Here is a 14,743-nt window from a genome sequence, read left to right as displayed (position 1 = left end):
CTCCCGCTTTACCCGCTTGGGATTCCGCGCCTTACTGTGCCGCCGTCTCCAGCAGCCGGGACAGCTGCGGCAGAAGCGCCGCCGCAATCAAGGAAAACCCCAGATCGGTGGGATGTGTCCCGTCCACCGTGCTCTCCGCATATTGGTCGCCCAAGAGCGTGTAGCCGTCAATCCCGAAGAGCAGCCGGTCGCCTTCCTGCCGCAGGGTCTCCACCAGCTCCAGCTGGTAAACCCGCCGCGCCAGCATGGCCTCCCGGAACTCCCCATCCCAGTCCGCCTTGGGCGGCCTGATCCGGGTAATCACGGCTATGGGCACAAGCGGATGGCTTTCCCGCAGTATGCGGATAAAAGCCGGCATGGTCACCTGCAGCCGCTCCAGGCCGTCGCAATTGGCTTCATAATCCAGCACCAGACAGGCCGGATCAGGCAAGGAGGCAATGACCCGCGCTACCTCCGGCTCTCCCTTGCCGCTGCCGGAGAAACCCAGGTTCACCATTTCCCGCTTCATCCCGCGGCTCAAAATATTGGGATAGGCCATACCCGGACGGGAGGCGCAGCCCCCTTGGGTAATGGAGGTACCGTACAGCACAACAGGGCGCTCTTCGGGGAAGGGCACAGGCGTGAGCAGCTCCGCCTCCTCCTCCAAGCCCACATATACTTCCTCCACCCCTTGATACAGGGGAAAATAGAGGGTATAGCTGCGGATTTCCCGCTCCTTAAAGGCTGTGAGGCGGACGGTATACGCCGGCTCCTCCGGGCGGAGGGTGGCGGTTCCGGCGAATTTCTCCTCGCCCGGCCCGCCGATGTAGCAGTCGAAGCCGCATTGCCCGGTGGGGGCCATGTGGTACATATTGGCCCGGTCCTTCAGCTTCACCCGGATATGGACCTCCCGGGAGTCTGTCCGGAAGCGGATATGCCCGCCCGCCGTATGATTGGCCAGCCAGTCCACCGCCTGGGGCAAGGGCTCCGCCGGATGGAGCGGCATCCGCCGGTAAACGCCGTCCCGGCTGATCCAGGGAAAGCCGCCCAAGCGGAAAGGCGCTTCTCTGGGGTCAAACCAGCAGAGCCCCTCCTCCCGGGTGCCGCTCATGCGCATATTGCGGTCAAATTGCTCCAGTGTGGAGCTTTTTTTCTCGTTCAATTTCAAGGACCTCCTGCATCAACATGTTTACCGGTTCTTGCGGTTTTGTTGGTTCGCCCGAAACTGTCGCCAGGTACATGTCATATTATATTACATTATAGAATCGCATTATGGGGATGACAAGGGATTTTATTATACCAATGTCAGGTTTCCACCCATTAAAGCGCTTACATTCAGCAGCCTGGTTGTCCCGCTTTACTAGAAGCATATTCCGGGAAGCCTCCAACATTCCTATTATACTGGATAATTCCCCCGCAAGCTACGGCAGCTTCATAATAGACCGGATGCGTCAGCGGTTTGCGATCTGCGTTAGGGAAGGGGAAGCGCGGGAGAGGGTGACGAGACGATGAGATGCCCAAAATAGTGCGGCCGCACCGGATATTTTTGTCTCCGTCGGTGCAGCGTCAGATGCTACGTCATAAGTTCATCTTTTCTTAATCAACTTGATTTATTGTATACGTTTGGATACAATTATTATGAACAATATACGAACTTCGCCAGTTTCTTCTATTTTCAATGCTATTTTCACCTTTCCAAACTTGCCCTTCCATAACGACCTTATCCGTCCTGCGGACTGATGAAATATTCCCGTGATCGAGGTGATGCCTTATGAATGAACAAGTGCAAACTTTAGAAGAAATCAAGGTATACACTCAGCCCAGCCACACGCGCTTGTCCGCCCAGAAATTCCTCTGGCGCATATGTATGATGCTGGTAGGCGCAAGCATGGTTTCGGTGGGGCTGGAGATTTTTCTGGTTCCCAACAATATTATCGACGGCGGCATCGTGGGCATATCCATTATCGCGTCCCATTTGAGCGGCTGGAACCTCGGACTTTTCCTATTCATCTTAAATCTCCCCTTCCTGTTCCTGGGTTATAAACAAATTGGCAAGACCTTCGCCTTATCCACTCTCTTTTCCGTTGCTGTAATGTCCATCGGCACCAATCTTCTTCATCCGGTTCAGCCCATTACCATTGATCCGCTTCTGGCCGCCGTCTTCGGCGGTATTATTCTCGGTACAGGCGTGGGCCTGGTCATCCGCTCCGGGGGATCGTTGGACGGGACGGAAATCGTAGCCATCCTCTTCAGCAAAAAGCTGCCTATGTCCGTAGGCGAAATTGTCATGTTCTTCAACCTGTTCATTCTGGCCAGCGCCGGTTTCGTGTTCGGCTGGAATAATGCCATGTATTCACTCATTGCTTATTATATAGCGTTTAAGATGATCGATTTGACCATTGAAGGCTTCGAGGAATCGAAATCCGTCTGGATCATCAGCGAGCGAAACCAGGAAATCGCCGCTTCCATCATCAACCGTCTGGGCCGCGGCGTAACCTATCTGAATGGAGAGGGCGCCTACACAGGCAGCGAGAAAAAGGTGATCTTCTGCGTCATCACCCGCCTTGAGGAAGCCAAGCTGAAATCCATCGTGGACGAAATCGACCCCAAGGCCTTCCTGGCCGTAGGCAATATTCATGATGTGAAGGGCGGCCGCTTCAAGAAAAAGAATATCCACTGACGAAAGGATTGTACTATTTCGACTATAAAAACCCTGTTCAGTTGAGAGAGGAGGGAGAACAAGCGCGTGTTTCCTCTGTACCGAAAACGGAAAGCCAGGAATAGCGCTGAATCCCATTTTTCAAGCAACGATGCCAAAACTGCCATTCATTGCAGAGCCATGACCGGGTGGAAGCGGCTGATACCGGTAGGCGCCGGAGCATTCCTGGCCGCCTTCGGATTAGAAATGTTTCTCACTCCTAACCGCATTATTCCAGGTGGCATACACGGCTTATCCAGCCTCCTATCCCACATGACCGAGATGAAGATGGGCCTCATTCTGTTTATTCTGAACCTGCCGTATGTGGTTTACAGCAGCTTCGCCAAGGAACGGAGCCGCTTCTTCCTTACCGCCTTCGGCTTCCTGCTCTTAAGCGGCATTACCCTGATTCTGCATCCCTTCCCGCCCCTGGTGGAGGACCCGCCTTTGGCCGCCTTGGCCGGAGGTGTTTTCCTGGGTATCGGCGCCGGTCTGGTGCTGGCCTATTCCGGGCCCATGGACGGTGTGCAGACAGCGGCCTACTATATGAGAAAGCGGCTGCCCCTGTCCACCGACGAGCTGATCACCCTGGTGAACCTGGTTCTATTGGGGCTGGCGGGATTTATTTTTGGATGGGATCAAGCCGTCTATTCTGTCGTCACCTATGCCGTAGCCATGACCGTCACCAAAAAAACCACCAAGCTTCTGCACCGCTACCAAGCCGTCTGGATTCGGACTACACGCCCGGAGGCTGTCCGAAAGGCGTTGGCCGAAACTCCCGGCATCGGTTTCCTGAATCCGATCCATGCAGCGGCAAGGCCGAATGAGCTGTATCTCACCATTCCCAAGCGCCAGGGAGAGGCGGTTCTGCACATTGTAGAGCAGGTGGACCCGAAAGCAACCATGGGCGTCAGCCCCATTCAGGATATGAGCGAGCTGGGATGACCTTGGGGAAGGCCGGCAGTGCGCATATGCAGGCAGCTTCCCCCCCCGGTATACGTCAAAAAAGAGCCGTCATCTGCCCGTTTTGGGCGGCGACGGCTTTTGGCTATGTATATTTATTTGGCCAAAGGCAACTGTACCGTGAATACCGTTCCTTTGCCCAACTCGCTTTTGACCATAACGGTTCCATTGTGGTTTTCGATAATGCTGAAGCTGACGGCAAGCCCAAGTCCCGTCCCCTTTTCCTTGGTGGTGAGAAAAGGCTGGCCGATCCGCGCCAGCACGTCTTCAGGTATGCCTGTGCCGAAATCCTTGAAGGTTACGAGCGCCTTCTGGTCCCTGATCTCTGTATGTACGTACAGCTCTCCCCCGTCCGGCATCGATTCCATGCCGTTCTTGATAAAGTTGATGAAGACCTGCTTCAACTGGTTTTCGTCGCACGCCACCGGGATGCTGCCCTCCCACGGCCAAAAGCTCAGCACGACATTTTTCATATTGGCTTCCGTCTCCATAAGGGTCACTACCTGATGGATGATCTGGTTGACATCCCGCTGGTAAAACTTCAGCTCGTGGGGCTTGGCCAACAGCAAAAGCTCGTTTAAGATGCTCTCAATCCGCATCAGCTCCGAGCTCATCACCGCCACATGGTCCTTTCGCAAAGGAAATCCCCCGTCCAGCAATTGCAAAAAGCCTTTGATGGCTGTCAGCGGATTACGGATCTCATGGGCAATGCCCGCAGCCAGCTGTCCGGTCAACGTAAGCTTTTCCGATCTCAGCACAATCTCCTCAGCCGCCATTCGGTCGGTCATATCTCTACCGATGCCCAACTGCTTGGTCATGTTGCCTTTCTCATCACAGACCAGCTTGGTGGAAACCTCAATCCATACATAATGGCCGTTCTTATGCAGGCACCGCACGGTGGCAATGTGCATATCCTTGCCCGGGGGCATCTCCGCGTCCTTCCGATGCTCCGGATGATAGTAAAATGAGCGCTGCTTGCCCATCATTTCCTCGGGCTCATACCCCAGCAGATGGCGGACGCCGGGAGACACGTAATAGATGCATCCGTTTGCATCGCTTAACGTAATAAAGTCCTGGGAATTCTCCGAGATCAGCCTGTACAGCTCCTCGCTGTTGCGAAGCTTCTCCTCATTCTCTACGGTTTCGGTTATATCCCGGGTGGTGACGATGAGCCGGTTTATGCGAATCCGTTCATCGGAGAGAAGCTCCCCCATCATCTCCAGATGACGGACAGACCCGTCCGGATGATGATACCGCAACCGAACGCTGGATGGATGTCCCTCCAAAAGACGTTTCATTGTCAGGTTAAACTGGGCAAGATCCTCTGGGTGCACCCTCTCCCAACAGGCAAAAATCTCTTCTTTTGTACTGTCCTGCGGCAACCCGAGAATCACGTACATTTCTTCGGAGAGATGAATGGACTTGTGGCGTATATCCCATTCCCACTTGCCCAATCCGGCTATGTGAAGAGACAACCGAAGAGCAGCCTCACTCCTGCGCAGAGCCTCCTCGGCCATCTTATGCTCCGTGACATCCAGAACAATGCAGAAAACTCCGTTGACGACTTCCCCCTCGAACATGGGCATGGTGGTGATCTGATAAAACCTCACCCCCTCCGGACATTGGAATTCCATGCCGTCCGCCGTTACCGTCTCCCCCTTCAGCGTCCGCAGGAAAATCTCATCTGCTCGGGAAATATCCTCTTCGTGCATCACCTCATGATAATGCCGGCCAATGATTTGAGCGCCAAACACTTCCTTGAATTTGAAGTTGGCCTGGATAAACTCCCCCTGTGGGTTCAAAAGAAATACCGGCGCGGATTGGGGATGAAAAAGAGAGCTTGAATTCCACTTGCGCATGAATACTTGCTGGTCACAGTGCTCGCTATGCACGGATGAATTGGGTTCCATGTCTACTCCTTCCTGTTCACCCAAGACTAAAGTCCTGCCAATTCCTACTATACACGCAATTCCCCATAAGGAACAATTATTTTGGGAAGGTTTTCTTCCATGCATATCCGCTTTCTTCAACATTTCCTGAAAGCTGTATCCTCCATGACGCCAACTATCCGGACCGACGATCCGTTACTTTTCAAATTTGCCGTCTTTGGCGCATCTCACGGACGGATTCCCGCTCGATAGCGGATTCTCTGTCCGGCTGGACTGGCGCCAAAAAAGCCGGCCAACGCCGGCTGCTACTTCCGCTCCACATAAAGCAGCGGAACGCTTTTGGTATCGTAGGTACCTTTCAGCTTCTCCTCGGGAATCACCTTCAGCTTCACAAGTCCGGCAATTTTGGCCGCATCGGGTTTGGACAGCAGCCGCCACACCTGGGGATCGGGCAATGCCTGGTACAGCCTCTCCTCGTCGTACTCCTTGCGCTCCTGCAGCACCAGCTTCACCCGGTAGCTGCCCGCTTCCCATTCCTGCGCGTTCAGACCTTCGCTGTGCTGCAGAATTTCCGTGCGCAGCTCCGACAGCTCCTGCTCCAGTTCCTTTTGCTTCTGCTTTAAATCGTAGTAGCGCTTTACCTTCTTGTCCATGTATCCTCACTCCTCTCCCAAACATGCTTATGCAGGGAGCGGGGATATCAGGACAAAAGAATCCGCAGCGGAGGGGATAAATGGGATTTTCCAGACTCTTAGAGTTTCAACCGTTTTTTCCCCCGCGGCGCCGGAGTTATCGGGAAGCCGCCGTTCCTGCCGCCGACAAAGCGGGACAAAGCTGTATCTGTCGGCCTTCCATGCACTATGGTATACTTATGCCAAGGGGGGCGGATCATGGAGAAGCAGGAACGGATGCATTGGCATCCCGTGTTTGCCAGTGCATTGCGCCTGGAGCTGCAGGAATATGAAGATGCGTTGGATATTCAGGAAGAGGTCCAGCTTTCCCGCAAACCATTGCAAATTGATATCCTCGTCATTAGAAAAAAGCGCAATATTCCCATTTTGAAAAATATTGCCGAGCTTTTCCGGGAATATAACATTGTGGAATACAAATCGCCGGAGGATTATTTTAGCATCGATGATTATTACAAGGTAAAGGCCTATGCCTATCTCTACAAAACACTTGGACGTGAAGTAAATTCACTGCCTGTGGAAGAGCTGACCGTCAGCAGCGTCTGCAGTTCTTTTCCGTCGAAGCTTGCCGAGCATCTGGAGCAGACCCACGGCTTGAGGCTGGACCGGAAGCGTCCCGGAATCTATGTCTTGAGAAACAGCGATATTGCCATGCAGTGGGTTGTGGTGGATGAATTAAGCCCGGAGGAAAACCGGTTTATTCGCCTCCTGACACGGCGCTCCGATGTAAAGAAGGAGATTGGTTACCTGCTGAAGGAATATGGAAAGCACCGCAAGGATAGCCGTTATGAAATGCTGCTGGATTTGGTTGCAGAAATCAATATGACTCAATTAATGGAGGTGTTGGGCATGTCCAGAATGTTGAATCCCGAAGAAGAGCAGGCCATCATGGATGTACTGAACAAGTTCCAGATCGACAAACGCCTTCGGGAAGAGGGGAAACTGGAAGGCAAGCTGGAGGGCAAGCTGGAAGGAAAGCTGGAAACAGCCCGCAGCATGATGGCGATGGGAATGAGTCTTGAGGTAATCGCCAAAGCGACCGGACTGGATCAATTGCGCCTGCAGGCCTTGGCAGCGGAAGTAAACGGAGAGCGCCAATAGTATACCGGAAAACATACAAACCGCCAGGACTCCTCCCGGCGGTTCTTTGCATGGGCATATGCCTTATTTGCCCTGCTCCCTACTTCAACCCCGTCATAGCTACACCCTCAATGAACTTCTTCTGGGCGAAGAAGAACACCAGTATCAGGGGCAGGGTGATGGAGCGGAAAGTCCGCATCCGGCTGGCTCCGTCTATCCGGGACGCCGTCTCCGCCAGCGGACCGACGGTACGTTATTTGGCCAATATACGCACTTCTGGCGATTTCGCGGACGGAGCTATCGCCAAAACTCGTTTTCCACCTACAGGAAAGGCCGTATGGACGGCGAATAGGATACGGATACCCATTTTTCAAAAAGGAGTTTCTTTCCATGAAGATGAAGCTGGTTTTGAGCCTTGCCGCTTTGCTTTTGCTTTGCCCATTGGTTTCTGTCCGTGCGGCAGACGATGCCCTTCCGGAACCTGACCGAAAAATCAGGTTCCAGAGCTTTCCGCCGGAATCTCTGCTTATCCCCGCCTCCATTGCTATTTCTGAGTCCACCCCCTTTTACAACGATCCGGACGATTCTATAACTGGAAAGTCAGAGGGGATACTGGGTCCCCAGGAAGGAATCCGTGTGCTCCTGGCCGAACGCGGCTGGGCCAGAGGCAAATGCTGGTGGAAAATTGACACCTATCTGGGGCCCAAATGGATTAGCCCGGAACCGTGGACTGTAGATGTGCCTCCCCCGGAGCAGCTCACTCTGTTTACCGATACCCCCCTCTATGCGGACAAGGATGCTTCTGCAGAACCCACGGCAGTGCTTTCCCCCCAGGAGGTCACCGTTACAGGGGCGGAGAAACAGTGGTTCTACACCAATGACCCCGAGGAGCTGAAATGGGTGCGCATTCAAACCTCCTGGCTGGGGGAGCAGTGGGTGCGTCTTCCTGTGAGAAAGATCGGCTATATACAGCCGGTGGACAGCTACGCCTATTACAGGGGCGACACTCTTCTGAATGACCCCACATATATGGGCCCGATGGGCAGCATGGCAGGGCCTTTGTTCAGGTGGGCATTTGGAGAAACGTTCCATGTCACCGGGAAGTATGTCAATGTTTATGACTCCGCTTACCGGGTTGAGACCCCATATGGAACCCATTATGTGACTGCGCCCGGAATTCCTATTGTGCGGGAGGAGCAAAAGCTTGTCCTGTCATCGGATACGCCGGTTTTCGAGAATCCGGTTTATTGGCATGGCCTGGCGCCGGTTGTGCATCCGCAGACTGTCACCAGCTATGAACGGGCAGAGGCCTTTAACATGTACCATGTCCGCACAAGCTGGGGAGAGGTATGGGTCAATCCTGATTTTTCCGAACCTCTTGACGTAGTCAAGCTGGACGGCAGCATCCAGCTTGCCGGGCGTCACACCCTGTACCAATTTCCGTATAGCAATTTCCAAACGGAGTTTGTTTTAGACGGACAATCTATCGACCCAAGCGTCTCTTGGACCGATCAATCCGGAGCCGTCTGGTACCGGTTGGACAGCGCGGATGGCAAGCAATGGATCAGGCAAGAGCCTGATTCCCCGTCCTCCTGGTTTTGATTGCATAAGGAACAGGAGGAATATGCCAGTCCCAGCGGATTGGCCGCCCCATCTCCTTGAGCAGCGTTTCCGTTTCCGGTATTCTTAAGATAACCGGTGATCTTGCGGATTCTGTGTGGAAACCATGTGGAATCTGCGGAGATGCGGAATTTGCCGGCCCAATGACGGCCTATATAAGCGAGGGATAGAGCGTGACGATTTTGTTTGGTGCAATGTTGGTCTTATTGGCGGTTTTTCTGATTGTGCGCCTGTATCCCCCGCTGGGGGCCAAAGCGGCCGGGAGCAGGCTGCAGGCTGTCCACAGCTCGGCCCATTATGCGAAGAACAAGTTTGTGAATCTGATTCCCACCAGCATGAACGCCGGTTTCCGCGATATGCTGTCCGCCGGGAAGGATATGATCCGGGGCATCCCCAACAGCCGGCCCCGACGCGGTGAAACTGCCGGGAAGCTGAATCCGGCTGATTTGGAAAATGCAGCCCAGTCCAAGGTGATATGGCTGGGCCACTCCTCCCTGCTGGTGCAGATCAATGGGCTGACGCTGCTGCTTGATCCCATGTTCGGCACAGCGCCGTCTCCCGTTCCTTTTGTCGGAGGGAAACGGTACAGCGATACGCCCCCTGCAGATGTGAAGGACCTGCCCCCGATTGATGCGGTGCTCTTGTCCCACGATCACTACGACCATCTGGATTACGGCACGATCCGCAAGCTCCGCTCGAAGGTTGGGCATTTCTTCGTGCCGCTTGGAGTGGGCGCCCATCTGGAACGGTGGGGTGTGCCGGCAGAGAAAATTACCGAGGCGGATTGGTGGGACGAACTGGGGCTGCAGGGGTTGAAGCTCTTCTGCGCCCCATCCCGCCATTTCTCCGGCAGAAGCCTGACGGACCGCAACACTACTCTTTGGTGCTCCTGGGTGCTGGACGGGGGACAGGAGAGGATTTTCTTCAGTGGGGACAGCGGGTATGGCCCCCACTTTCAGGAGATCGGCAAGCGTTACGGTCCCTTTGACCTGACGCTGATGGAATGCGGCCAGTACAATGAACGGTGGGCGGCAATCCACATGCTTCCGGAGGAGACAGTGCAGGCTCACCAGGATGTGGGCGGGAAGCTCTTGCTGCCCATCCATTGGGGAGCGTTCACCCTGTCCCTGCATGCCTGGACCGAGCCGGTGGAGCGGGCCGTTGCCGCGGCGGAGAAACAAGGCGTCGCCATAGCCACCCCGCGGATCGGGGAGCCGGTGCTGCTGGGGCGGCCGCCGCATTCGTCCACCCGCTGGTGGCGGAAGGGCTGAGAACAGATAACAACCCGGGACACCTGCAAAGGGCCCGGGTTATTCTTTGCCCGTTACTCCACAATCGAGCCGTCGGGCAGCACCGCTTTGTGGCGGCGCAGGGTATCCTGCAATTCTTCAATGGGCACTTGCCGGACGGAAATGTTGCGGGCGGCGGCCATAGCGGCAGCGGCTCCCGCCGCCTGTCCCGTGGCCATGCAAGTCGCCTGCACCCGGTAGGCCGAGCTGGCCTCCCTGTCGCCGGAGATGCAGCGCCCCGCGGCCAGAAGATGGTCGCTCCCCTGGGGAATCAGCGCCCCGTAAGGGATGGTGGGAACAACCCCCTCGGCCAAATACCGCTTGTCGATGGTGCTGTCCTTGTCGCTGTGGATGTCAATGGGATAATAGCTGTAGCAGACGGCATCGGGCCAGATCCGGCCGCTTGTATACGCCTCGAGGGTAACCCGCTTCTCCCCGGCAATCCGGCAGGTTTCACGGATGCCGCATTCCGTGGCGGCAAAGCGGACAACCAGCCCCTCACATCCCGGCACACGCCGCAGCAGCCGGTAGGTCCGCCACAGGGAGTCCCGGGCCTTGAGCTCTGCCTGGGTTTTTCCTGCGGAGGTGGAGCCGTCAATCCCGGTGACATGCATGCGGCTTCCGCCCCGTGACTGAAGCTCACTCCAATAGGGAAGCTCGCCGGGCACATGATCCGTGATGAGCACCTCGCCCGCCTCCCGGGCAAGGCGGTATTCCTCCCGCAGCCGCTCCTTGTCGATATCCTCCATCCTGTAGCCGTCCAGCTCGTACGCCAATGTTCCCGGCTGCAGAACGCTCCCCCGCTCCCTGGCATATCCCATCATCCCGGCCACATTGGCGTCTCCCGTGGCATCCACCAGCTTCTTGGCGCGGCAGACGGCAGGGCCGGACAGACCTGCCAGCACCACATGCCTCCAAGCCCCGTCGCCGCCGTCCGAAATCTGAACCGGCATAGTATGAAGCTTCAGCTCCACGCCGGTCTCCAGACAAAGATCATCCAGGACCTTGCTGTAGACAAACCCGTTCACTCTCACCTGATGCAAATAATGCTTGTTTGTCGGGTAAGGGCGCGACAGGTCAGGCAGCGTTGCCCCTCCCCGGCGCACTGTCTCTTCAATGATTTCCCATCCCACTCCGGCAATCACCTGCCGCGGCCAGGCATGGAACAGCCCGGGAAAGTTCACGGCCGCCACTGTAGCCGTTCCGCCCAGCACTCCATTTTTCTCCACCAGCGCAACCCTTGCCCCCAGCCGCGCAGCCTGAATGGCTGCGGCACAGCCTGCCGCCCCTCCCCCGAAAACCATCACGTCATACTCCTGCTCCGCCGTCAGCTCTATCTGCATCCGGTAATTGTCCATTCCGTTTCCGCCCCTTCCCGGCTTCATTGTTCTCCTCTTCATGCTAGGCGCAAAGACGGACTGTTTACATGCCTTTTTTTGTGCTACGCTATATACAAATTTTCCGCCGAGCATGATTGATGAGAGGATAAAGCCCATGAATCAGCCTCATCTGCCTATATCCGGTTACCGGCCGGATGTAACCCTTGTCCACCGTTGGCAAAGAAAAGAGAAGTTTTCCAGCTTTGAAAGCATCCATTCCGACTGGCTGGTTTTTGTCGTGGAGGACGGCTCGTTTCATTACCGGATCGGAGAGGAGGAGGGCTCCGCTTCCTTTGGGGATCTGGTTTTTTGTCCGCCGCAAACCGTTTTCCGGCGGGTGGTCATCAGCCCGGTCACGCTGTTTGTGGTGTTTTTCAACTGGCGCCGCTGGGAGGAGGGGACGGATGTGACCGGCCAAGCCGCCTCTTCAGGCTTTCCGTCAGGCAAAATCAGCTTGCACAATACCGGCCGCCTAATGTCTACTCTGGAGCTCATGCGGAACGCCTACCTGTCGGACAACCTGTGGAAGACGCGCAGACTGACGCATTATGCGGATGATTTGTGGCTCCAGTATTGCGGGGAGCAGGGAACTCCTCCCGGCTCTTTCCAGGAGACGCCGCCGGGCCCGGAGGACAAGCTGGTTCGGGAGGCTGCCGCCCGGATTGCCGCCGGAGCCTTTTCCCCCATGCGGCTTCAGGACGTGGCCGCGGCGCTGGGAACCAGCCTCTCCACCCTCACCAAACGCTTCAAAAAAATCTCAGGCTGTACACCCATGCAGTATGTAACCCGGCTGCGCATGGAAAAAGCCAAAACGCTGCTGCTGGAAACCGGGCTTACTGTGGACCAGATTTCGGAATGCTGCGGCTACCAGAACGGGTTTTATTTAAGCCGGGTCTTCATCCGCCACTTCGGTATGCCCCCGGCCCAATTCCGCAAAAGCCACAGCATCTGAGGCCAGTTGGACGGAAGCTGAAACCCAAATCCTTCCTCTCTCGTAAAAGATAGCAGCCCAAACAAACCGGCGAAGGCCAGCTCCGGCACAACGACACAAAATAACCAGACATCGAAGACCGGATCGGGCTATATATTTTGAATCATAACATCCAATAGGAGGCATGAAGCATGTCTGAAACTTCACCGATTCTGCAATGGACCCTGATCTCCGAATGTCCCATTCCCGCTGATGTGAGCGAGCTGCTGGTTAATGGGGAGGTGCCTGTGGCCGCTTACAAGACCCTGCGGGACAGCGCTATTTTTACCAACAAACGTCTGATTGTCCGGGATGCCCAGGGCTTGACCGGCAAGAAGGTGGAAATTTATTCCCTGCCCTATTCCTCCATCAACATGTGGTCAACGGAAAATGCCGGACGTCTGGACTTCAACTCCGAGGTGGAGCTGTGGACCCGGGCCGGGCACATCAAGGTGAAGCTGCAAAAAGGCGTGGATATCCGCAAGTTCGACAAGCTGATTGCGGACGCGCTGCTGTAATCCGGTTCTTCTGGTCGCTCAGCATGCGGACCGTTCCTTTGTTTAAGGCGCTTCAACCCTTCCGCCACAATGATAGCGCACAACAAATGTATGCTATTGCAAAAAATGAGGCGAAAATGAGGAAATAGCATACACAAAATGTCTGCTATTCGCCTCCAAACAGCCAAAATCCCTCGAAAAATAGACAATAGCATACATTTTCTGTCGCTATTCAAGGGAAAACCACTTCAAAAGAGAAATAGCATACTTTTGTTGGCGCTTACATAAAGAATGCTGCTGACTGGGCATCCCCGGCCACACCAAAAAAGCCGGACAGAGCCAGGTAATCCCCTGGTGCTGTCCGGCTGTTCCATGTGCGGCGGGCAGGCGGCCCGTGCGGTGCTACACTCCCCCCAATACTGCCACGCTGCCGCCCACACCGGCGCCACCGCCACCCGCTCCCGCCGGCACCCGCGTATACCTGCAGCCATGGTCAAGCGGCGACTCTCGCCAGGGCCGTGGCGCTCATCCGGGCCCGCTCCCCCGGCATCTGCCGCCGCAGCGCCAATCACCCCTTGGAGCCTGACGCCACCAGGCTGTTGAAGCCCATGCCGCATACCGACGGCTCGGAGTCGAACCGGTAGCAGCGCTCCAGGAAGGGCTCCCGGTACTCCGGCGTATACAACAGCGTCTGCAGCGTGTCGCCCGCCAGTGTCCGGGCCAGCGCGCCCGGGCCTGCCAGCCGCACCTCCCGCAAGCCTTCGGCATCGAACAGCGCCTTCATCTCCTCCGGGCGAAACGCGTAGGTTACCGGCCAAGGCGTTCCGCCGCCTTCCATTTGCTCATACACCGCATCGGGATCGGCGAACAGTCCCGTTTCCAGCAGTTCATCCGCCCTTCCGAAGTTAGGCTGCCACTTTTCCCGTTGGGCCCACTCCCTCACGTACCAGCGCATGGCCGTATCCGGGTCCTGCTCATCCACCAGGAAGGGCTTCTTCGACGCGGGGCCAAAACAGCCCGGATACCCGCCAAGCAGGCTGGATACACAGAACACCACCGATTTCCCGGATACGCGAATCAGCTCCCGGATGACCTCCTCATGCTTGGGATATGTATACGAGATAGGGGCATCCAGGGAAATCACCAGATCGAATTGACCCTCCCGGTACGAAGCCAGCTCAGTCAGCTTGCCGTGCACAAATTCGATCCGTCCGGCAACCCCCGCTTCCTCCGCCCGCTCCCGGGCCTTCTCCAGCATGGGCAGGGAAATATCCAGATGGGTCACCTGAATCCCCTTCTGCGCCAGCCAAACGGAGAAACGCCCCGTACCTCCCCCTGCATCCAGCACCGTTTTTACCCCGTCCAGGCGGCTTTCAATCTCCCGTTCCAAATGGGCGTGCAAAACCTGATCATCCATAAACAACCGGTCCCGGTTTACCTCTTCCCCCGGCTTCTGCGGCAGGCTCCAAAACTTCTCCGCGATTTGCTCATAATCACGATTCATACTTTTAACCTCTCCCTTCATTTTTCACATTAAAAAGGCCACAGGAAATCGGGGACTTGATCTTCGACAAGTCGCCCGGCGCCCATGGCCCCAAACGGTAGGCATCCGATCCGGATGCATCCGGCTATTGCCGGACTTACATGCTGCTATTGTAGCACCCATCCCCCTGTCCCATCCATGTAGAAA

The 14,743-nt window shown here is 55.8% G+C and carries 12 protein-coding genes; 7 read left to right on the top strand and 5 right to left on the bottom strand.

All coding sequences use genetic code 11. From position 1 onward, the window contains the following. Window positions 1–31: 31 nt before the first annotated feature. On the bottom strand, window positions 32–1,141 hold the full coding sequence (locus tag DQG13_RS21055; protein WP_258525793.1) for an SGNH/GDSL hydrolase family protein: 1,110 nt from the start codon (window positions 1,139–1,141) through the stop codon (window positions 32–34). A gap of 705 nt (window positions 1,142–1,846) precedes the next feature. Here DQG13_RS21055 and DQG13_RS21050 point away from each other — a divergent pair. Together DQG13_RS21050 and DQG13_RS21045 are read left to right on the top strand one after the other, a co-directional pair. Next, complete coding sequence (locus DQG13_RS21050) at window positions 1,847–2,659, top strand: YitT family protein (RefSeq protein ID WP_113021901.1); 813 nt, start codon at window positions 1,847–1,849, stop codon at window positions 2,657–2,659. A 66-nt stretch (window positions 2,660–2,725) separates the two neighbouring features. Then, complete coding sequence (locus DQG13_RS21045) at window positions 2,726–3,622, top strand: YitT family protein (RefSeq protein WP_113021853.1); 897 nt, start codon at window positions 2,726–2,728, stop codon at window positions 3,620–3,622. 113 nt (window positions 3,623–3,735) lie between these two features. Here the strand turns inward: DQG13_RS21045 and DQG13_RS21040 are convergent, their stop codons facing one another. Both DQG13_RS21040 and DQG13_RS21035 read right to left on the bottom strand, forming a co-directional pair. Next, window positions 3,736–5,550: a PAS domain S-box protein gene (locus DQG13_RS21040; RefSeq protein WP_181592896.1), complete on the bottom strand. Its 1,815-nt coding sequence runs from the start codon at window positions 5,548–5,550 to the stop codon at window positions 3,736–3,738. Window positions 5,551–5,834: 284 nt separating this feature from the next. After that, window positions 5,835–6,182: a hypothetical protein gene (locus DQG13_RS21035; protein WP_113021849.1), complete on the bottom strand. Its 348-nt coding sequence runs from the start codon at window positions 6,180–6,182 to the stop codon at window positions 5,835–5,837. A gap of 237 nt (window positions 6,183–6,419) precedes the next feature. Here DQG13_RS21035 and DQG13_RS21030 point away from each other — a divergent pair, with 237 nt between their 5' ends. From DQG13_RS21030 to DQG13_RS21020, 3 genes are all read left to right on the top strand, one after another. Beyond that, on the top strand, window positions 6,420–7,319 hold the full coding sequence (locus DQG13_RS21030; protein ID WP_113021847.1) for an RpnC/YadD family protein: 900 nt from the start codon (window positions 6,420–6,422) through the stop codon (window positions 7,317–7,319). 369 nt (window positions 7,320–7,688) lie between these two features. Beyond that, window positions 7,689–8,900: a hypothetical protein gene (locus DQG13_RS21025; RefSeq protein WP_113021845.1), complete on the top strand. Its 1,212-nt coding sequence runs from the start codon at window positions 7,689–7,691 to the stop codon at window positions 8,898–8,900. Window positions 8,901–9,091: 191 nt separating this feature from the next. Further along, window positions 9,092–10,189 carry an MBL fold metallo-hydrolase gene (locus tag DQG13_RS21020; protein ID WP_258525792.1) on the top strand — a complete coding sequence of 366 codons (1,098 nt, stop codon included), beginning with the start codon at window positions 9,092–9,094 and terminating at the stop codon, window positions 10,187–10,189. Window positions 10,190–10,242: 53 nt separating this feature from the next. Here DQG13_RS21020 and DQG13_RS21015 read toward each other — a convergent pair whose 3' ends face one another. Then, window positions 10,243–11,592 carry an FAD-dependent oxidoreductase gene (locus DQG13_RS21015; RefSeq protein ID WP_220094431.1) on the bottom strand — a complete coding sequence of 450 codons (1,350 nt, stop codon included), beginning with the start codon at window positions 11,590–11,592 and terminating at the stop codon, window positions 10,243–10,245. Window positions 11,593–11,701: 109 nt separating this feature from the next. Between DQG13_RS21015 and DQG13_RS21010 the strand changes: the two genes are divergently transcribed. Both DQG13_RS21010 and DQG13_RS21005 read left to right on the top strand, forming a co-directional pair. Continuing rightward, complete coding sequence (locus tag DQG13_RS21010) at window positions 11,702–12,538, top strand: helix-turn-helix domain-containing protein (RefSeq protein WP_181592895.1); 837 nt, start codon at window positions 11,702–11,704, stop codon at window positions 12,536–12,538. Between the two features lie 170 nt (window positions 12,539–12,708). Beyond that, window positions 12,709–13,074: a PH domain-containing protein gene (locus DQG13_RS21005; protein WP_113021839.1), complete on the top strand. Its 366-nt coding sequence runs from the start codon at window positions 12,709–12,711 to the stop codon at window positions 13,072–13,074. Window positions 13,075–13,621: 547 nt separating this feature from the next. On the opposite strand, the gene DQG13_RS21000 is transcribed toward DQG13_RS21005, so the two are convergent. Continuing rightward, entirely contained in the window at window positions 13,622–14,557 is a 936-nt protein-coding gene (locus DQG13_RS21000) for a methyltransferase domain-containing protein (protein WP_181592894.1), read from the bottom strand. Window positions 14,558–14,743: the final 186 nt, after the last annotated feature.

The organism is Paenibacillus sp. YN15, assembly GCF_003285005.1.
In the GTDB taxonomy this organism is placed as follows: domain Bacteria; phylum Bacillota; class Bacilli; order Paenibacillales; family NBRC-103111; genus Paenibacillus_AR.
Note: the sequence above shows the minus strand (reverse complement) of the source record. Positions and strands in the feature narration are given on the sequence as shown.